Origin of the sequence: Lactobacillus rodentium (assembly GCF_003423665.1) — a bacterium.
Lineage (GTDB): Bacteria > Bacillota > Bacilli > Lactobacillales > Lactobacillaceae > Lactobacillus > Lactobacillus rodentium.
Genome location: NZ_BFBY01000007.1, coordinates 1 through 19,676, shown reverse-complemented (window position 1 = coordinate 19,676; position 19,676 = coordinate 1). Strand labels below are relative to the sequence as shown.

Below are 19,676 nucleotides of genomic sequence, written 5' to 3'. Positions count from 1 at the left end.
GAGCGTCTAGTTGGTGAGAGGGCGCATAAAGTATACACGAGTCGTGACACTTTAACAGATAATGGTTCGTGTGGCGAGCGTTAATCGTAGCAAGCAAAAGGTGGTACCGCGCAAAAGCGCCCTTGATTAAGTTCAAGGGTGCTTTTTTATGTTTTGGAAAGGTTAGATGTGAATGAAAGTTCAAAAGCCTAAAGGCACAGTAGATATTCTACCTGATGTCTCTTATCAATGGGAAAAGGTAGAACAAACAGCAAGAGATTTCTTTGAACGTGCTAATTATCGTGAAATTAGAACTCCAGCTTTTGAAAATTATGAAATTTTTGCTCGTTCAAGTGGTGAGTCCTCAGATGTTGTTGAAAAAGAAATGTATGATTTTCATGATAAGGGAGATCGTCACATTGCTTTACGACCTGAAGGAACTGCCGGAGTGGTTAGAGCATATGTAGAAAACAAAATTTATGGGCCTGATTACGTAAAACCATTTAATGTGTTCTATATTGCACCAATGTATCGTTATGAAAGACCGCAAGCTGGGCGTCAACGTGAATTCCACCAAATTGGAGTTGAAAGTTTTGGTTCGGCTAATCCTTTGGCAGATATTGAAACAATTGTAATGGGTAACGATTTACTAAACGCATTAGGAGTTAAGAATTTTGAATTGCATATTAATTCCTTAGGTAATGAAGACGTTAGAAAAGCTTACCATGATGCTTTAGTAAATTACTTTACTCCTGTAAAAGATCAATTATCAGAAGATTCTCAACGTCGTTTGGAAACTAATCCATTAAGAATTTTAGATTCTAAAGAAGAGCAAGATAAGCAATTCTTGCCAGATGCACCAAAGATCGTTGATTACTTAGATGAGGAATCTAAAGCTAATTTCAAGACCATTACTGACACTTTAACTAATTTAGGAATTAAGTATGTTTTAGACGATGATTTGGTTCGCGGCTTAGATTACTATACTGGTGTTATTTTCGAATTTATGGTCGAAGATAAGAATCTTTGGCAATCTAAAACTACTATCTTAGGTGGAGGACGTTATGATCATTTAGTTGAAGAATTTGATGGTCCCCAAACACCAGCAGTTGGTTTTGGTATTGGAGAAGAAAGATTAATGTTAGTTCTTAAAGAACAAAACCCTAAATTCTTTGAAGATGAAGGAATTGACTTCTTTATTACTAACATTGGTGAAGGAACTGCACAAAAGACTGTAGAAATTGCACGAAAATTACGTAGTCAAGGTTTAAAAGTTCAATATGATGTTGATCAAAAGAAGCTTAAGGCTCAATTTAGAAAAGCTGATCGTGTTCATGCTAAGTATGTAATTACTTTAGGTGCCAAGGAATTAGAAAATGGTACTTTAAACATTAAACGCTTAAGTGACGGTCAAACTATTGATCTTAAGTTAGAAGATCTTGATAATATTGACGGAGTTTTAAAACAATTAAAAGATTAATTAATAAGTTAGATCGAGGAAAAAATGGATAAAAGAACTGATTATGCAGGTAACATTACCTCAAAATATGAAGGTCAAGAAGTTACTTTATATGGTTGGGTACAAAGAGTTAGAAAATTAGGTAAGTTAATTTTTATTGATTTACGTGACCGTGAAGGTATTGTTCAAATTGTAGTTAACCAAGATTCTGGTAAAGAATTGATGGACATTGCTCAAAGCCTTGGTAACGAATATGTTATTGAAGTAAAGGGTAAGGTTGTTAAACGTTCTAGTGTTAACCCAGATATGAAGACTGGTGAAGTAGAAGTTGATGCGACTGAAATTAAGATTTTGAATAAGTCACAAACTCCACCATTTGAAATTAAAGATGATGCTGAAATTAGTGAACAAACGCGTTTGAAGTATCGTTACTTAGACTTACGTCGTCCAACACTTCAAAAGGCAATAATTTTACGTTCAAAGATTTTACGTGCTGTTCACGAATACTTCGACGAAAATGGCTTTATTAATATTGAAACTCCTAACTTAGGTAAATCATCTCCAGAAGGTGCACGTGACTACTTAGTTCCTTCAAGAATTTACCCAGGAAGTTTTTATGCTTTACCTCAATCACCCCAATTATTTAAACAATTATTAATGGGTGCTGGTTTTGATAAGTACTACCAAATCGCTCGTTGTTTCCGTGATGAAGATTTGCGTGGTGACCGTCAACCAGAATTTACTCAGATTGATATGGAAGCATCCTTCCAAGATGAACAAGGAATTCAAGACATTACTGAAGGTTTACTTAAAAAAGTTATGAAGGATGTCATGGGAATTGACTTAAAGACTCCTATTAAGAGAATTACTTGGGATGAAGCAATGAACAAGTATGGTTCTGATAAACCAGATACTCGTTACGAAATGTATCTTCATGACTTAAGTCCAATTTTTAAAGATAGTGACTTTAAAGTATTTTCTGGTGCAATTGCTGATGGTGGAGTTGTTAAAGGAATTGCTGTTAAGAATGGTGCTAAACAATATTCACGTAAGCATATTGATGAAAAACAAGATTACATTAAACGTTACCATGCAAAGGGTCTTGCTTGGGTTAAATATGAAGATGGCGAATTCTCAGGTCCTATTGCAAGATTCTTAACTGATGAAAACAAGGAAGCTTTGAAGAAAGAATTCAACCTTGAAGGTGGAGAATTAATCGTCATGGTAGCTGACAAGTGGAAGGTTGTTACTGATTCACTTGATCATTTACGTCGTGAATTTGCTAAGGAAACTGGTATTATTCCTAAGGATGTTTATGACTTTGTATGGGTAGTTGATTGGCCATTATTTGAATACGATGAAGGATTTGGTCGTTGGATTGCTGCACACCACCCATTCACTATGCCAGATGATAAGGGTATTGAATTGTTAGAAACCGAACCACATAAAGCACATGCTCGTTCATATGATATTGTTATGAATGGGGATGAACTTGGTGGAGGATCAATCCGTATTCACAAACGTTCAATCCAAGAAAAGATGTTCAAGGCTCTTGGCTTTACTAAGAAACGTGCCTACGAACAATTTGGTTACTTAATGGATGCACTTGATTTAGGTTATCCACCTGAAGCTGGTCTTGCTATTGGTCTTGATCGTTTTGCAATGTTATTAGCACAAAAGGATAATATTCGTGATGTTTTGGCATTCCCTAAGAATGCTAGTGCTTCAGAACCAATGATGCATGCTCCTGCTCCTGTTGCTGATCAACAATTAGCTGATTTGGGAATTGAAGTAGAAGAAAAATTCCATGATAGTGTTGCTGAAACTAATGCTCGTCTTGAAAAAGAAGCGCAAGAAGATGCTGATAAGAACAGCACTTGGTATGAATAAATTTAATATAGATTTTGGAAAAAGAATTATGACAAAAAGGTCATAGTTCTTTTTTTGTAGGCAATTTTGTATTTACTTTTAGTAAGATTTGCTATAGTTAAGTTAGAAAGAAGGGTAAAAGATGAGTGATAAAAAAGATTTAAGTAAGTTAACGCCACTTCAATATGAAGTTACTCAACACGCCGCCACCGAAAGACCTTTTACAGGAAAATATGATGATTTTTATGATAAAGGTATATATGTTGAGGTTGTTTCAGGTGAACCTTTATTTTCTAGCTTAGATAAGTATGATGCAGGATGTGGTTGGCCTTCATTTACTAAGCCAATAGAAAAATTGAACTATCATCGTGACACAAGCTATGGAATGGAACGAACTGAAGTAAGAAGTCCGCAGGGAGATTCCCATTTGGGACACGTTTTTACTGATGGACCGATACAAGCAGGTGGATTAAGATATTGTATTAATTCGGCTGCTTTGAAATTCATCCCTTATGCTGATTTGGAAAAAGAAGGCTACGGTGAATATAAAAAACTTTTTGATAAGTAAATATAGGTTGGTAGATTTTTAAATACTATGATGTGGTGAAGGAAGGGAAGACTAATATGAGTGATAAAAAAATTGATAACAAAGAAAAAATTCAGTACGAAACAGCTATTTTTGCTGGTGGCTGCTTTTGGTGCATGGTTGAACCTTTTGATACTCAACCAGGAATAATTAGTGTTGTATCTGGCTATACAGGTGGGGATGTTCCTAATCCTACTTATGAACAAGTTTGCACTGGGACAACAGGTCACACTGAAGCAGTAAAAATAACTTTTGATCCAAAAGTTATGAGTTATAAAGACTTAGTTAATATTTATTGGCAGGTTACTGATCCGACTGATGCAATGGGACAATTTCAAGATCGTGGCTCTCAATATCAACCAGTTATTTATTACAATTCTCCTAAGCAAAAAGAAATTGCGATGAGGTCAAAAGAAGAGTTAGAAAAATCTGGTAAGTTCGATAAGCCAATTGTAGTAAGAATCGACCCAGCTCAACCATTTTACCCAGCTGAAGAATATCATCAAGATTTTTATAAAAAAGATCCTTTACGCTATCAAATTGAAGAAATGGGTGGACGTGAACAATATAAAAAGAAGTATTGGTCGAAGTAAATATTACAAACTTAAAACTTTTTCTAATTTATCTTGTATTTATTGTTACTTCTAATTAGACTTAAACTATCAATTAAAATTAGGAAAGTTAAGGAAAAGTAATTGAATAAATTAGAAGATTTATCACGTCAACATGATTCGATATCCAAGATTTCAGCGGGAATTGTTTATGCTTTAGCAGTTGCTATTGCTTTGAATTTCTTTTGGACTCCCGGTCATATTTATGCTTCAGGAATTACCGGTTTTGCCCAAATTATTCATTCTCTTTCAAAGCATTTACCAATACCACTGGCAACATCTGTGATGTATTTTGTACTGAATATTCCTTTATTTATTATTGGTTGGCTTAAAATTGGACATCGTTTTACGATTTTTACTTTACTAACTGTATTACTGGCTTCCATTATGATGCGGGTAATTGGCCCTGTTAAGATTAGTTACGACCCAATCATTTGTGCAGTATTTGGGGGAGTGATTAATGGTGTAGGAACTGGACTGGCCTTAAAAACTGGAATTTCTACTGGTGGTTTAGATATTTTAGGAATTGTATTAAGGAAAAAAACTGGCAAAAGTTTTGGTACCATTAATATTGCTTTTAATTTAGTAATTGTTGTTTGTGCTGGCTTTGTTTTTGGTTGGAGTCGCGCTCTTTATACCGCATTAAATATTTTTATTAATGGACGCGTAATTGATAATGTTTATAATCAGCACCAAAAGATGCAAGTATTGATTGTAACCGAAAAACCTAAACATATTATTGATGGTATTCAGAACAAGATGCATCGTGGAATTACTATTTTGCATGATGTTGAAGGTGCCTATAGTCATACAGAAAAAACGGTTTTATTAACCGTAATTGATCGATATGATATGTATGATATTGAAAAGATTGTCAGCAAGAGCGATCCTTATGCCTTTATGAGCATTAGTCAAGTAACAACAGTTCATGGTCGCTTTGTTGAACAAAAACCAGTTTAAAATTATTTGAGAAAATTTAGTATTTCTATTGACCCACATTTTTAGGTTAGCTATAATCTAAGTATATGTTGTGGCACGTTATGTGCCAAGAAATGGAAGGAGGGATATCACTATGGCAAAGACAATCGTTCACGAAAACGAGTCTATTGATGATGCTCTTCGTCGTTTCAAACGTTCCGTTTCTAGAAGTGGTACTTTACAAGAATACCGTAAACGTGAATTCTACGAAAAACCTAGTGTTAAGCGTAAGTTAAAATCTGAAGCAGCACGTAAACGTAGACATTATTAATAACAAAAATTGCTCTGGTAGATTAGTTTCTATTCAGAGCTTTTTTTGTCTAAAAAGTTTACAATATAATTGTGGAAAATATTTTGAAAGGATAAATAATAATGGCATTAAATGATACTTTGATGGAAGATATGAAAAGTGCAATGAAAGCTAAGGATAAGGAAACCTTAACGGTAATCCGTTCTTTGAAATCAGCTTTAATGAATTACAAAATTAGAGTTGGGCATGATTTAACTAGTGATGAAGAACTTGATGTTTTAGCGACAGCATTAAAACAAAGAAGAGAATCATTAGAAGAATTTTCTAAAGCTGAACGTCAAGATTTAATCGATGCTACTAATAAGGAAATTCAAACTATTGAAAAATATTTACCAAAGCAAATGTCTGATGATGAATTAGAAGCAACTGTTGAAGAAACTATTAAAGAAGTTGGGGCAACTTCCAAAAAGGATTTTGGTGCGGTTATGCAAGCTTTAATGCCAAAAATAAAGGGAAAAGCTGATGGTAAAGCAGCTTCTTCAATAGTAGGTAAAAAGTTAAATTAATTAGCTATGGAGGCTCATTAGTGGAACAAACGACGGCTATTTTTACACCTACTAAACCAGATACAATTATGAATTTAGTAGGAATTAATGATGCAAATTTGCGATTACTTGAAGAATCATATGATATTCGGGTAACAGATACCGGAAGTGAAATTGAAGTAGTAGGAGATCAAGAAGTCGTTGATAAGGTTTTAAATATTCTGTCTGCATTGGATAAAGTAATTACAAAGGGTGTTAATATTAACGCAACTGACGTAATTAGTGCAGTTAAAATGGCAGATAAGGGAACCTTAGAATTTTTTGGCGAATTATACAGTCAAGTTCTTATTCGTGATGCTAAAGGTAGACCTGTTCGCGTTAAGAATATGGGTCAAAAGGCCTATATTGATGCAATTAAAAAATATGATGTAACTTTTGGTGTCGGACCTGCCGGAACTGGTAAGACCTTTTTGGCGGTGGTAATGGCAATTTCTGCATTTAAGAAGGGAGAAGTTTCCAGAATTATCTTGACTCGTCCGGCGGTAGAAGCAGGAGAATCACTTGGATTTTTACCTGGAGATTTAAAAGAAAAAGTAGATCCCTACTTGAGACCTATTTATGATTCACTTTATGCAATCCTTGGTACTGATACGACTAATCGTTTAATGGAGCGAGGATTAATTGAGGTGGCTCCTCTAGCTTATATGCGTGGTCGAACTTTAGATGATGCTTTTGTAATTTTAGATGAAGCGCAAAATACTACTGAAGCCCAAATGAAAATGTTTTTAACCAGATTAGGTTTTAATTCTAAGATGATTGTCAATGGAGACCAGACACAAATTGATCTTCCAGGACGTGCTCGTAGTGGACTCTTACAAGCTGAACATATTTTAAAGGGAATTGATCAAGTTAAATTTATTCGTTTTACGTTTAATGATGTTGTTCGACACCCAGTAGTAGCAAAAATTGTAAAAGCATATGAAGAAGAGGGCCAATAGTGGAACAATTAGAGATTTCTTTTAATGATGAAATTAATTTTTTAACTGACGAAAAGCGTGACTGGGTTAATTGGATTACCAAATTATTACTTTCCGCCAAAAAAGCAATTAATAAAGACAATGCCCAAGAGATAAGTATTAATTTTGTTTCCCCAGAAAAAATTCATCAGATTAATAAAAAATATCGGGGAAAAGACCGACCGACAGATGTCATTTCTTTTGCTATTGAAGATGATGAAAATAATTTAATGGCGCAATTTTTTGATGATCCTGATTTTGTTGAAGATATTGGTGATTTATTTATTTGTATCGAAGTAGTCAAAAAACAAGCAATTGTCTACGAAACAGGATTTGATCGTGAATTTGGTTATACTTTGGTCCATGGCTATCTGCATTTAAATGGCTATGATCATATTGAAGATGATGAAGCCAAAGAAATGTTTAGTATCCAGGGAAAAGTTTTACGTGAGTATGGTTTACCACTTCATCCAGATCAAGAAACTCATGGAAAACAGATTCATTAAAAGATAGAAGGTTTAAAAATGACAAAAGAAGAGAGTTTTAAATCAGGGTTTGTTGCTTTAATTGGACGACCAAATGTTGGTAAATCAACCTTACTAAATTATTTAGTCGGTCAAAAAGTTGCTATTATGTCACCCCAACCACAAACAACTCGTAATAAAATTTCAGGGATTTATACTGGTGATAATGAACAAATTGTTTTTGTTGATACACCAGGTATTCATAAACCCAAAAATAAATTAGATGATTTTATGGATAACTCTAGTTTATCTACTTTAGACGAAGTAGATGTGGTTTTATTTATGGTTGAACCTGAGCCAGCGGGCAAAGGCGATCATTATATCGCAGATTTATTGAGTAAAATTAATAAACCAGTTTTTTTAGTTATTAATAAGATTGATACAATACATCCTGATAAATTACTTGAAATTATGGACTCATATCGTTCATTAGGTGATTTCGCCGAAATTGTACCTATTTCAGCTAGTCAAGGGAATAATGTTGATGAATTAATTAAGACAATTGGTAAATATTTGCCTGAAGGTCCACAATTTTATGATGCTGATCAAGTAACTGATCGACCAGAATATTTTATTGTGGCTGAATTAATTCGTGAACAAGTTTTGCGTTTAACTCATGAAGAAGTGCCTCATGCGACTGCAGTAGTAGTTGATCGTATGAAAGATCACGAAGCAGGAAAATTGCAGATTGAAGCTACAATTTATGTTGAACGTGATGGTCAAAAAGGAATTATTATTGGTAAGGGTGGCAAAATGTTAAAGCAGATTGGAATTGCGGCCCGTCGAGAAATTGAAAATTTATTAGGTGAAAAAGTTAACTTACGTTTATGGGTGAAAGTACAAAAAAATTGGCGTACAGACCCAGCTTTCTTAAAGTCAATTGGTTATAACGCTAAGGAATTACGTTAATGGCACGAGAACTAGAAGAAGTTCAAGGAATTATTTTTAAAAGAAAAAAATATAAAGAAGCAGATGCTCTTTGTAAAGTTTTTTCTAAAGAACGAGGAATTTTCACTTTAGATATTAGAGGAGCTTATCGACCTAAATCTAAACTTGGTCCCGCAACCTTAAACTATTCTTTTGGTAATTATGTAATTAATACAAGTGGTAAGGGTATTAGTAGTTTACGAACCTATAAGAATATCAAACAATTTGATCAAATTTTTAATGATTTAGTTAAACAAGCTTATGCAAGTTATCTGTTGGACTTAGTTGATCATGCTTTTATTGAGTATCAAAGTCTTGGTCCAACCTATGATTTGATTTTTACTGCTTTACAAAGAATTAATGAAAATATTGATCCTGAAGTAATTAAGCAGATGGTCGAATTAAAAGTTCTCCAAGTTTATGGTGTAAAGCCACAACTAAAAGCTTGTATTATTTGTGGCAAAGAACAAGGTATATTTGATTATTCACTGGAAAAGGGTGGAATTGTATGTAATGAACATTTTCACCTAGTCCCCGAACGTATGCACCTAAATCCTAAAGTAGTCGCTTTACTTAGAACTTTAGCCCTTGTTAGAATTGAAAGATTAGGTGCTATTAATATTAATGAAAAGTTAAAATTTCAAACGAAAAAAGTGATTAATCGCATATATAGTGCATATTTAGATCTTAATCTTAAAAGTAAAAAATTTCTTGATGAACTTACGTTTAATTAACCTAACACGTAGAAAAAACACGATATTCGTGATAAAATATAAACATGATTTTAGTGGGAATTAAAGGATAAAAAAAGTACTAGTCTAGCGAGTGTAAGATGGTGAAAGTACACCTAGGAAAAGGCACCTTTAAGCTAAAATAGAATTAAGAGCAGGAAGAATATAACTTCCTGAATTAGGGTGGAACCGCGAATTAATCGTCCCTATGCAATTTTTGCATAGGCTTTTTTAATGCCTATGTTGTGAGGAGAGATTATTATGTCAGAAAAACTGAACGTCCAAGATATGATTTTTAAATTGGAACAGTTCTGGGCCTCAAAAGGTTGTATGATTATGCCTTCATATGATGAACAAAAAGGGGCCGGAACCATGAGTCCATATACTTTTTTGCGTGCTGTAGGTCCTGAACCTTGGAAGGCTTGTTATGTTGAACCATCAAGAAGACCAGCGGATGGTCGTTATGGTGACAACCCTAATAGATTGTATCAACACCATCAATTCCAAGTAGTAATGAAACCTGCTCCAAAAGAAATTCAACAATATTATCTTGATAGTCTACGTGTTTTGGGTATTGAACCTTTAGAACACGATATTCGTTTCGTTGAAGATAACTGGGCTAACCCATCAATGGGATGTGCCGGTGTTGGTTGGGAAGTATGGCTTGATGGAATGGAAGTTTCTCAATTCACTTATTTCCAAGTTGTGGGTGAACTAGATGTTAAACCAACAATGAGTGAAATTACATATGGGGTTGAAAGACTTGCTTCTTATATCCAAGATGTTAATTCCGTTTTTGATCTTGAATGGGGAGACGGCGTTCTCTATCGTGATATTTTCAAACAACCAGAATATGAACATTCTAAGTATGCTTTTGAAGAAAGTGATCAAGAACAATTATTAAAAGATTTCGATAACTATGAAGCAACAGCTAAACGTTTATTGAGTCTTAATTTAATTCATCCTGCATATGATTATATTCTTAAATGTAGCCATACTTTTAACTTATTGGATGCACGTGGTGCAGTATCAGTTACTGAAAGAGCAGGTTACTTATCACGAATTAGAAATTTAGCTCATTTAGCTGCTCAAGGATTTGTCGAAGAACGTGAAAAACGTGGCTTCCCATTACTAAAACACCAAGAAGAAAAACAGAAGGCGGGGCAAGAAAATGACTAAAGATTATTTATTTGAAGTTGGAACTGAAGAAATGCCAGCACATGTTGTTTCTCGTAGTGTTAAACAATTAGCTGACAGAACTAAAAAATTTTTAAAAGAAAATGGTCTATCTTTCAAAGATATTAAAACTTTTTCTACGCCACGTCGTTTAACAATTTTGGTGCAAGATCTAGCTGAAAAACAAGCTGATATTGATGAAGTAAAAAAAGGACCAGCAAAAAAGATTGCTCAAGATGCTGATGGCAACTGGACTAAAGCCGCTGAAGGTTTTGTACGTGGACAAGGAATGACCACTGATGACATTTATTTTGAAGAGTTAAAGGGCACTGAATATGCTTATGTCCATGTTCAAAAAGAGGGTAAAAAAGCCGAAGACATCCTAATGGGAATGAGTGAGATTGTTGAAGACATGAATTTCCCAACTAAGATGCGTTGGGGAGCTTCTGGTGATTTTGAATTTGTTCGTCCTATTCACTGGATGGTTTCTTTATTCGGCAGTGAAGTAATTCCTGTCAAGTTATTGGATATTGTTGCTGGTCGTAAAACGCAAGGACATCGTTTCTTAGGTGATAGTGTCGTTTTGGCTAATGCTGATGATTATGAAGAAGCATTAAAGAGCCAATATGTTATTGCTGATGCTGATGAACGTAAAGGTATTATTTTAAATCAAATTAATGAATTAGCTGCACAACACAATTGGAAAGTTAATATTGATCAAGGTTTACTAGAAGAAGTTACAAACCTAGTTGAATATCCAACAGTATTTGCGGGTAGTTTTGATGAAAAGTATCTTAATATTCCAGATGAAGTCCTTATTACTTCTATGAAAGATAATCAACGTTACTTTGAAGTTTATGATGAAGATGGTAAATTAATTAACCACTTCATTTCTATTAGAAATGGTAATAGTGAATACTTAGATAATGTCATTTCTGGTAACGAAAAGGTTCTTGTTGCACGTTTAGATGATGCGCAATTCTTCTATGATGAGGATAAGAAATATCCGCTTTCTCATTTTGTAGATAAATTAGCCAATGTTTCCTTCCACGATAAAATTGGTTCAGTCGCTGAACATATGCTTCGTGTTAAATTAATTGGTGATTACTTAGCTAATCAGCTCGGTTTATCAGATGATGAAGTTAAGGATTTTGATCGTGCTGCTGACATTTATAAATTTGATCTAGTAACAGCGATGGTTGGTGAATTTGCTGAATTACAAGGTGTAATGGGAATGCATTATGCTAAGTTAGCCGGAGAAAATGAAAATGTAAGTAATGCGATCAGAGAAAGTTATATGCCAATTAGTGCTGAAGGAAAATTACCTTCTTCTGTCGTTGGTTCACTACTTTCGATTGCAGAAAAATTAGATACTATTATTTCCTTCTTTGGTGCTGGAATGATTCCAAGTTCTTCTAATGATCCCTATGCTTTAAGAAGAAGCGCTTATGGAATTGTAAGAATCTTATTAAATGAAAATTGGTCATTATCTATTAAACAAATTTTGCAAGATCTCATTGAAATCCTAAACGGTAAGACACCAGCAAAATTGCCAAAGGGTCAAGATCAAGAAGACGAAATTTCAAGCTTTATTAGAGATAGAATTAAGCAATACTTACAAACTAATAATTATTCATATGATGTTATTGATGCTGTTCTTGCTTCAAGCCAACAGGATCCAATCCAAATGCTTGAAGCGGCTAAGACTTTGCAAGCACATCATGATGATCAAGACTTTAAACCAGTCGTAGAAAGTTTAAATAGAATTAATAATATTCTTGATAAGGCTAAATTTGATAATAAGATTCAAATTAATCCAGAACTCTTTGAATCAAATAGCGAAAACGAGTTATTTGCTGCAGTAAATCAATTTGAAGAACAAGAAGATTTATCTATAGCTGATTTATATAATGGCTTTGTAGAATTGCAACCAATTATTGATAATTTCTTTGAATCAAATATGATTCTTGATAAGGATGAAAAAATTAAAGCTAATCGTTTAGCACAAATTGCAAGAGTTAATAATTTGGCTGAACGAATTGGGGATTTAAGTCAATTAGTAATAAAATAGAGGAAAGTAAAACTAATGGCAGGTCGAATTCCAGAAAGTTTTATTAATGAAGTTAGTAATGCCGTAAATATTGTTGATGTCATTAGCCAATATGTTTCTTTAGAAAAAAAGGGCAAAGATTACATTGGTTTGTGCCCATTTCACCAGGAAAAAACCCCTTCATTTACAGTAAGTGAAAATAAACAATTTTTTAAATGTTTCGGCTGTGGTAAGGGTGGTAATGTATTTAAGTTTTTAATGTATCAAGAAAATTTAACCTTTCCTGAAAGTGTAAAGCGAGTAGCAGAACTTGCTAATATTTCAATGCCTAATGGGGTTGGTACTAAAAGTACCACTCTTAGTCCATTATTAAAGATGTATCAAGATGCTACTGAATTTTACCATCACATTTTGTTAACTACCAAGGCTGGTGAAAAAGGCTTAACCTATGCTAAAAATCGTGATTTGAATGAGGATATTTTAAATCATTTTCAGATCGGTTATGCCCCAGATAATGATCAAATTCTTTTAACATTTTTAAAGCAACAAGGCTATGAAGATGACTTGCTTCAACGAAGTGGTTTATTTGTTGAGTCAAAAGATGGTCAATTATTTGATCGTTTTAGAGATCGATTAATGTTTCCGCTGATGAATGAGACAGGAAGAACAATTGCTTTTTCGGGAAGACGCATTTCAGATGATCCAGAAATAGCAAAGTATGTTAATAGTCCTGAAACAGAAATTTTTACTAAATCAAAATTACTCTATCATCTTAGTGAAGCTAAAAAGGCTGTTCGAGATGAAGGTCATCTAATTCTTTATGAAGGTTATATGGATGTAATTGCAGCTTATAAGGCCGGAATTAGATCTGGAGTAGCTTCTATGGGAACTAGTTTAACTAGTGAACAGGTTTATATCTTAAGAAGAATCACGCCTAATGTAATTATTAATTATGATGGTGATAACCCAGGAATTCATGCTGCTGAAAGAGCAATAACGCTTTTTAATCAAGTTGCCGGTTTTAATTTAGGTATCGTTGTTTTACCTGATAATCTCGATCCTGATGAATATGTAAAAAAATATGGTAAAGAGAAATATCAGAATGAAGTTGAAGGTGCATTAGCTCCAACTAAGTTTTTGTTGCAAAGAACGGCTTTAAAATATAATTTGCATAATGAACGAGAAAAATTAGCTTATGTCAATGATGCTATTGCATTAATTGCTAGTCTAAATGATCCGGTGGCAAGTGATATTTATATCAATGATCTGGCCAAAGAAGCCAATGTAACAATTGAATCATTGAAAGTTTCTCTACTTAGAGAACAAAGAAAACAGCGACGTGTTCAACAACGTCGGAATCAAAATCAAATTTCTTTGCAATTACCAGAAGTTAATTCTACTCTCAATAATGACGCAGTAATAACTGAAAATAAAGAAACCGCTAATCCCAAAACCAAGAGTTTGCAGCGCCTACTTTATTTATTTATTCATAGTGAAGAAGCTAGAGATTACTTATTAGAAAATAACTTCCTTTTTCCCGATCAAGAATATGCCGCAATAGCAGAAAAATGGCTTGAATATTTACGTAAGGATCAAACTCATACAATTCAAGGCTTTATGAATTTTGTTCCTAGTGATATTGAGGGTATAATAGTAAATATAGAAATGGCAGATATGCCAGCTGATTATTCAAAACAAGAAATTGATGATCAGGTTAAAGCTCTTGAGATAAATAAAATCGATGAGCAATTAAGTAAATTACAGTTAAGCTTAAAAGAAGCTCAACGAAAAAATGATAATGACGAATTATTAAAAATTACGCAAAAAATAATCGAATTAAAAAGACTGAAAAGTTAGAGGAGGACTTATATATGGCAGAAAAACAAGCTACAGAAGAAATGCCTTCTTTATCCCTCGATAAAAAGGTTAAGCAAGTAGTAAAAGATGTTAAAAAAAGTAAGTCTATTACAGAAACTGACTTTACAGAACAATTGATCAAACCCTATAAATTAGAGGGGAAAGCTGTCGACCAATTAGTTCAAGAATTTGAAGACAATGGGATTTCTATTGTCGATGAAAAAGGTGAACCTTCTCAATTAGCTTTGAAGAAGCAAAAAGATGTTGAAAGAAAAGAATTAAATGATATGTCTGCTCCTTCAAGCATTCGGATGAACGATCCCGTGAGAATGTACTTGAAAGAAATTGGTCGGGTGTCACTATTAAGTGCTGACGAAGAAATCGCATTAGCCAAGAGAATTGAAGCAGGTGATGAAGAAGCTAAGCAAGAACTTGCCGAGGCTAACCTTAGATTAGTTGTATCAATTGCTAAACGCTATATTGGTAGAGGAATGTCATTTCTTGATTTAATTCAGGAAGGTAACATGGGCTTAATGAAAGCCGTAGACAAGTTTGATTATCGTTTAGGTTTCAAGTTTTCAACCTATGCAACTTGGTGGATAAGACAAGCCATCACACGTGCAATCGCTGACCAAGCAAGAACTATTCGTATTCCAGTTCATATGGTTGAAACTATCAATAAGTTGATTAGAATTCAACGTCAATTGTTACAAGATCTTGGACGTGAACCAACTCCTGAAGAGATTGGTGCCGAAATGGATATGCCAACTGATAAAGTAAGGGATATTTTGAAAATTGCTCAAGAGCCTGTATCTTTAGAAACACCAATTGGTGAAGAAGACGATTCTCACTTAGGTGACTTTATTGAAGATAAAGATGCTACTAGTCCAGAACAACATGCTTCGGCCGAGTTGTTGAAAGAACAACTTGAACAGGTCTTAGATACATTAACTGACCGTGAAGAGAATGTTTTACGTTTAAGATTCGGTCTTGATGATGGACGAACTCGTACTTTAGAAGAAGTTGGAAAAGTATTTGGGGTAACTCGTGAACGTATTCGTCAGATTGAAGCTAAAGCTTTGCGTAAATTACGTCACCCTAGTCGCTCAAATCAATTGAAAGATTTCTTAGATTAATCTTTAAAAAGCTTTTGGAGTATGATTCCAAAAGCTTTTTTCTATTTATACTTAATAATAAAAGGAGACTAACGATGCTTGAACAACGTTTAGCCGAAATTGCAGACATGGTAGACGAAAAGGCTAGAATCGCAGATATAGGTACGGATCATGCATATTTACCAATCGCTTTAGTCAAAAATAAAAAAATAAATTTTGCGATTGCATCAGATGTAGCGTCTGGTCCTTTAAACAATGCAATTAGTGATATTAAAGTGGCAGGCTTAGAAAGACAAATTATTCCCCGCTTAGGTTCTGGCTTAGAGACGCTTAAACCAGAAGATGCTATTGATACAATAGTAATTGCTGGGATGGGTGGAAAATTAATGGTTGATTTGCTTGATAAACCTGCTCAAAATAATACATACTATGAAACCTTAATTTTGGAACCAAACGTTGGAGAACCAATTGTAAGATACTGGTTAATGGCTAATTCATATGCCATTCAGGCCGAAAAAATTATTGAAGTTTCTGGTCATATTTATGAACTAATAAAAGCCAAAAGGGTAGATCAACCTCAAAAACTTACTAACAAGGAAATTCAATTCGGTCCTTTTTTACTTAAAGAAAAAAATTCAGTCTTTTTAAAGAAATGGCAAAGACAGTTGGAATTTCAGAAAAAGCTTTTAAATAATCTACAAAAGGCAAAAAAAGTAAATAATGAAAAGTTAGAAGAAACGACGCGCTTGATTTCAATGATTGAGGAGGTCCTAAATGACTAAAGTAAAAGATATTGTTGACCAATTAAATCAAACTTTTCCAGAAGAGATTGCTTCGCAGGGAGATCCAGTTGGCTTACAGATTGGATCGATGGATCAAGAAGTTACGCAAGTCATGACTACCTTAGATGTTAGACCAGAAGTAGTTGATGAAGCAATAGAAAAAGGGATAAATTTAATTATTAGTCATCATCCCTTGATTTTTAGGCCAATAAAAAACTTGGATTATAGCGATCCGCAAAAGGCCATGTACGCTAAAATAATTGCTAATAACATTACAGTTTATTCGCTTCACACCAACTCAGACAAAGCGCAAAATGGATCAGCTGATTGGGAAGCTGAAGAATTAGGACTAAAAGAGATCGAGCCCTTTGCTTTAGATAAAGATGGGATTGCTATTGGACGAAAAGGTAAGTTGCCTAAAGTAATGACGGCTAAAGAGTTTGCCTACTATGTGAAAGAAAAGATGCAAATTCCAATGGTTAGGTTAATTACTGCAGATAATTCTAAGAAAGTATTGACTGTAGGTTTTATTTGTGGCGATGGAGGCAAATTCTGGCATCAAGCGGTAGAAGAAAACTTAGATGCTTTTATCACTGGGGATGTTTATTATCATGTTGGCCATGACATGATTTCAAATGGCCTTACTGTAGTTGATCCAGGCCATTACACTGAAAAACTATTTAAATATAAGGTTTTTGATCTTTTAAAACAATGGAATAAAGACTTTAATTGGCAGATAGGAATCGAATTATCTGAAGTTTCGACTAATCCTTTTCAAGATTTATTTTAAGCTAGCTTTTAATTAAGTAAGGAGTATAAAATGACAGAATATCCAACTTTATTACCAAGATTTTTAAAGTATGTAAAAGTAAATTCACGTTCAGATGAACATGCAGATAGATTTCCTTCTACAGAAAGAGAAGAAAATTTTCAGAAAAATGTGATTATGAAGGAACTTCAAGAATTAGGTTTAGAGGATGTACATTATAATCAAAAAAGTGGCTGTGTAATTGCCACCATACCATCCAATTTGGATTATGAGGTACCTACTTTTGGTTTATTAGCTCACTGTGATACTGCAGATTTTAATTCTGAAAATATTAAACCTCAAATAACAGAAAATTATGATGGAAAATCAAAAATTCAACTAGGTGAAAGTGATTTTTATCTTGATCCGGAAGTCTTTCCTCATTTAAAAAATTATCAGGGACAGACAATTATTTCTGCTTCAGGGGATACTTTACTTGGAGGAGATGATAAATGCGGTATTTCAGAGTTAATAACTTTTGCGGAATACTTAATGAACCATCCTGAAGAAAAGCATGGTGAAATTCGACTTGGTTTTACTCCGGATGAAGAAATTGGAACCGGAGCTCAGCATTTCGATGTAGCAGATTTTAATGCTGATTTTGCTTATACAGTTGATGGGGAAGCACCAGGAAAGCTAGATTGGGGAACTTTTTCAGCAGCTCAATTTAGTCTTGATATTCAAGGAGTAAACGTTCACCCTGCTGTAGCCAAGGGACAAATGATCAATGCCATTCAAGTCGGAATTGATTTTCAAAACTCTTTACCAAAAAATGAAGTTCCTGAACATACCGAAGGTAAAGAAGGTTTTTATCATTTAATGAATTTCAATGGTACAGTTGATCATGCTCATTTAGATTATATTATTCGTGATTTTGAACGAGATGGACTTGAAAGGCGTAAAAATTTAGTCAAAAGCATCGTTGAAAAAATGAATAAAGAATTTGGCACTGAGCGTATCAAATTAAAGATGTGGGACCAATACTACAATATGGCTGATGAGCTTAAGAAGCATATGGAAATTGTTGATTTAGCCCGTGATGCTTATAAAGCTGAAGGATTAACTGTTAATGAAGATCCAGTACGCGGGGGAACAGATGGCTCTCAACTAACTTATATGGGCTTACCATGTCCTAATTTGTTTGCTGGTGAAGAAAACATGCATGGACGTTATGAATATACGGTCGTAGAGTCCATGTGGAAGGCTGTAGATGTTTTACGCCAAATTAATCGTTTGAATGTTGAAAGAAACAAGTAATATCAAGCAATTACAGACATTAAAAAGAGGATACTCAAAGAATTGAGTATCCTCTTTTTCTACGTAAAGTCAAGCACAATGCGATATTTGGCTTTGCTTTTTGTTTAAATTTAAGTTTAAGTATTTTGTAGTATCGATTTATTTTTATCATTAAGCATGACAAATAAGCCCAAATATATCTGATTTTTGGGCTTAGCGTTATAATGTACTTGATCAATTAATTACGACTAAAGTCTTTTTGGTTATGTGTGGCTACGTTGTAATCATATATTTGATCATTGATAATCAAGGCATAAATAGTTCTGATTAGTTTATGTATTGAAGCAATAGCTATCTTTTTAAACCCTTTGGTTTGAGAGGATAGCTTTTTGCTTTCATAATAATCAGCTATATGACAGGGACTAGTTTTAGCCGCATTATCAATTTGACCAATAGCTCGATAAAGTAATTTACGTGCTACTGCATTGCCATGCTTAGTAATACTTAAATTAGAATCCATTTCGCCCGACTGATACCTACCTGGATCTATGCCAATAAAAGCATTGATTTTATTGGCATTACTAAATCTACGCAAATCACCTAACTCTGCTAAGACTCTGACTGCAGTAGTTTGGGCAAAGCCTGGAATACTTTCTAGATTTTCTAAATCATGATTAGGCAAAGTCTTAGCGAGTTTAACCATTCTTGTAATTAATTGTTCTCTTTGTCTACTTAGATTAAGTAGTCTGTGGGCATAATATTGTACTTGTTGAACTTCTATACTAGTCTCAGAGACAACTGGATAAGCTTGATGAGCTAATTCAATAAGATTATCAGCGGTTTTTTGTGCATGTTTAAATGCAATACCCTTTAAATTCATTAGCCAATTAATAATTTGCTTTCTATTTTCTTTTCTTATTAAGTCGCAATGAGGGTAATGAGCAACTATTTGCCAGTAATTATTACCTCTAGCGGTAGAAAATAGATTTTCAATTTCGGGAAATGTTGATTGTAAAGCCTGATGAAGTCTATTCTTAGCTATGACTAAATCATCTGTTAGCTGGTCATAGAAACGACTTAAAGTATTGAGTTGCTTATAAGACTGAGACTGGTTTTGACTAACTGGATGATGATAAAGTCTTTGAATTAAGGCTAAATGATAAGCATCAGTTTTATC

General features: G+C 34.0%; 19 protein-coding genes. 18 read left to right on the top strand and 1 reads right to left on the bottom strand.

Translation table 11 applies throughout. From position 1 onward, the window contains the following. Nucleotides 1–172: 172 nt before the first annotated feature. From hisS to pepT, 18 genes are all read left to right on the top strand, one after another. Complete coding sequence (gene hisS / locus LrDSM24759_RS05175; protein WP_117118430.1) at nt 173–1,459, top strand: histidine--tRNA ligase; 1,287 nt, start codon at nt 173–175, stop codon at nt 1,457–1,459. Nucleotides 1,460–1,483: 24 nt separating this feature from the next. Next, entirely contained in the window at nt 1,484–3,328 is a 1,845-nt protein-coding gene (gene aspS, locus LrDSM24759_RS05170) for an aspartate--tRNA ligase (RefSeq protein WP_117118429.1), read from the top strand. 121 nt (nt 3,329–3,449) lie between these two features. Then, a complete protein-coding gene (msrB, locus tag LrDSM24759_RS05165) occupies nt 3,450–3,875 on the top strand; it encodes a peptide-methionine (R)-S-oxide reductase MsrB (protein ID WP_117118428.1) in 426 nt (141 codons plus the stop codon). Between the two features lie 56 nt (nt 3,876–3,931). Continuing rightward, the gene (gene msrA / locus LrDSM24759_RS05160) at nt 3,932–4,486 is read left to right on the top strand and encodes a peptide-methionine (S)-S-oxide reductase MsrA (protein ID WP_117118427.1); all 555 of its coding nucleotides are present in this window, start codon (nt 3,932–3,934) and stop codon (nt 4,484–4,486) included. A 102-nt stretch (nt 4,487–4,588) separates the two neighbouring features. Further along, entirely contained in the window at nt 4,589–5,464 is an 876-nt protein-coding gene (locus tag LrDSM24759_RS05155) for a YitT family protein (protein WP_117118426.1), read from the top strand. A gap of 112 nt (nt 5,465–5,576) precedes the next feature. Next, entirely contained in the window at nt 5,577–5,753 is a 177-nt protein-coding gene (rpsU, locus tag LrDSM24759_RS05150) for a 30S ribosomal protein S21 (RefSeq protein ID WP_003647180.1), read from the top strand. A gap of 101 nt (nt 5,754–5,854) precedes the next feature. Continuing rightward, nucleotides 5,855–6,298: a GatB/YqeY domain-containing protein gene (locus LrDSM24759_RS05145; RefSeq protein ID WP_117118425.1), complete on the top strand. Its 444-nt coding sequence runs from the start codon at nt 5,855–5,857 to the stop codon at nt 6,296–6,298. 68 nt (nt 6,299–6,366) lie between these two features. Then, nucleotides 6,367–7,275, top strand: coding sequence for a PhoH family protein (locus LrDSM24759_RS05140; protein WP_117118498.1), 909 nt, complete (start codon nt 6,367–6,369; stop codon nt 7,273–7,275). Further along, nucleotides 7,275–7,799 (top strand): rRNA maturation RNase YbeY, encoded by a 525-nt coding sequence (ybeY, locus tag LrDSM24759_RS05135; protein ID WP_117118424.1) that lies wholly within the window; start codon nt 7,275–7,277, stop codon nt 7,797–7,799. Before LrDSM24759_RS05140 ends, ybeY begins: the two co-directional genes overlap by 1 nt. 18 nt (nt 7,800–7,817) lie before the next feature. Then, nucleotides 7,818–8,726 (top strand): GTPase Era, encoded by a 909-nt coding sequence (gene era, locus LrDSM24759_RS05130; RefSeq protein ID WP_117118423.1) that lies wholly within the window; start codon nt 7,818–7,820, stop codon nt 8,724–8,726. Next, nucleotides 8,726–9,478, top strand: a complete 753-nt coding sequence (gene recO, locus LrDSM24759_RS05125; protein WP_117118422.1) for a DNA repair protein RecO — start codon at nt 8,726–8,728, stop codon at nt 9,476–9,478. The genes era and recO overlap by 1 nt, the downstream gene beginning before the upstream one ends. Nucleotides 9,479–9,736: 258 nt before the next feature. Continuing rightward, the gene (gene glyQ / locus LrDSM24759_RS05120) at nt 9,737–10,654 is read left to right on the top strand and encodes a glycine--tRNA ligase subunit alpha (protein ID WP_194007998.1); all 918 of its coding nucleotides are present in this window, start codon (nt 9,737–9,739) and stop codon (nt 10,652–10,654) included. Further along, a complete protein-coding gene (gene glyS / locus LrDSM24759_RS05115) occupies nt 10,647–12,722 on the top strand; it encodes a glycine--tRNA ligase subunit beta (RefSeq protein WP_117118420.1) in 2,076 nt (691 codons plus the stop codon). Before glyQ ends, glyS begins: the two co-directional genes overlap by 8 nt. A 15-nt stretch (nt 12,723–12,737) precedes the next feature. After that, entirely contained in the window at nt 12,738–14,558 is a 1,821-nt protein-coding gene (gene dnaG / locus LrDSM24759_RS05110; protein ID WP_117118419.1) for a DNA primase, read from the top strand. 14 nt (nt 14,559–14,572) lie between these two features. Then, complete coding sequence (gene rpoD / locus LrDSM24759_RS05105; protein WP_117118418.1) at nt 14,573–15,694, top strand: RNA polymerase sigma factor RpoD; 1,122 nt, start codon at nt 14,573–14,575, stop codon at nt 15,692–15,694. A 74-nt stretch (nt 15,695–15,768) separates the two neighbouring features. Then, nucleotides 15,769–16,455, top strand: a complete 687-nt coding sequence (locus LrDSM24759_RS05100) for a tRNA (adenine(22)-N(1))-methyltransferase (protein ID WP_117118417.1) — start codon at nt 15,769–15,771, stop codon at nt 16,453–16,455. After that, nucleotides 16,448–17,245, top strand: coding sequence for a Nif3-like dinuclear metal center hexameric protein (locus tag LrDSM24759_RS05095; RefSeq protein WP_117118416.1), 798 nt, complete (start codon nt 16,448–16,450; stop codon nt 17,243–17,245). Before LrDSM24759_RS05100 ends, LrDSM24759_RS05095 begins: the two co-directional genes overlap by 8 nt. A 30-nt stretch (nt 17,246–17,275) precedes the next feature. Then, entirely contained in the window at nt 17,276–18,520 is a 1,245-nt protein-coding gene (gene pepT, locus LrDSM24759_RS05090) for a peptidase T (RefSeq protein ID WP_117118415.1), read from the top strand. 217 nt (nt 18,521–18,737) lie between these two features. Here the strand turns inward: pepT and LrDSM24759_RS05085 are convergent. Continuing rightward, nucleotides 18,738–19,676: IS110 family RNA-guided transposase (locus LrDSM24759_RS05085; protein ID WP_117118414.1), on the bottom strand; the 939-nt coding region annotated here is incomplete at its 5' end.

Bases quoted from the DNA above. Each gene is read 5' to 3' on its own strand.
- hisS (WP_117118430.1), top strand. From the start codon at position 173: ATGAAAGTTCAAAAGCCTAAAGGCACAGTAGATATTCTACCTGATGTC.
- aspS (WP_117118429.1), top strand. From the start codon at position 1,484: ATGGATAAAAGAACTGATTATGCAGGTAACATTACCTCAAAATATGAA.
- msrB (WP_117118428.1), top strand. From the start codon at position 3,450: ATGAGTGATAAAAAAGATTTAAGTAAGTTAACGCCACTTCAATATGAA.
- msrA (WP_117118427.1), top strand. From the start codon at position 3,932: ATGAGTGATAAAAAAATTGATAACAAAGAAAAAATTCAGTACGAAACA.
- rpsU (WP_003647180.1), top strand. From the start codon at position 5,577: ATGGCAAAGACAATCGTTCACGAAAACGAGTCTATTGATGATGCTCTT.
- LrDSM24759_RS05145 (WP_117118425.1), top strand. From the start codon at position 5,855: ATGGCATTAAATGATACTTTGATGGAAGATATGAAAAGTGCAATGAAA.
- LrDSM24759_RS05140 (WP_117118498.1), top strand. From the start codon at position 6,367: ATGAATTTAGTAGGAATTAATGATGCAAATTTGCGATTACTTGAAGAA.
- era (WP_117118423.1), top strand. From the start codon at position 7,818: ATGACAAAAGAAGAGAGTTTTAAATCAGGGTTTGTTGCTTTAATTGGA.
- recO (WP_117118422.1), top strand. From the start codon at position 8,726: ATGGCACGAGAACTAGAAGAAGTTCAAGGAATTATTTTTAAAAGAAAA.
- glyQ (WP_194007998.1), top strand. From the start codon at position 9,737: ATGTCAGAAAAACTGAACGTCCAAGATATGATTTTTAAATTGGAACAG.
- glyS (WP_117118420.1), top strand. From the start codon at position 10,647: ATGACTAAAGATTATTTATTTGAAGTTGGAACTGAAGAAATGCCAGCA.
- dnaG (WP_117118419.1), top strand. From the start codon at position 12,738: ATGGCAGGTCGAATTCCAGAAAGTTTTATTAATGAAGTTAGTAATGCC.
- rpoD (WP_117118418.1), top strand. From the start codon at position 14,573: ATGGCAGAAAAACAAGCTACAGAAGAAATGCCTTCTTTATCCCTCGAT.
- LrDSM24759_RS05100 (WP_117118417.1), top strand. From the start codon at position 15,769: ATGCTTGAACAACGTTTAGCCGAAATTGCAGACATGGTAGACGAAAAG.
- LrDSM24759_RS05095 (WP_117118416.1), top strand. From the start codon at position 16,448: ATGACTAAAGTAAAAGATATTGTTGACCAATTAAATCAAACTTTTCCA.
- pepT (WP_117118415.1), top strand. From the start codon at position 17,276: ATGACAGAATATCCAACTTTATTACCAAGATTTTTAAAGTATGTAAAA.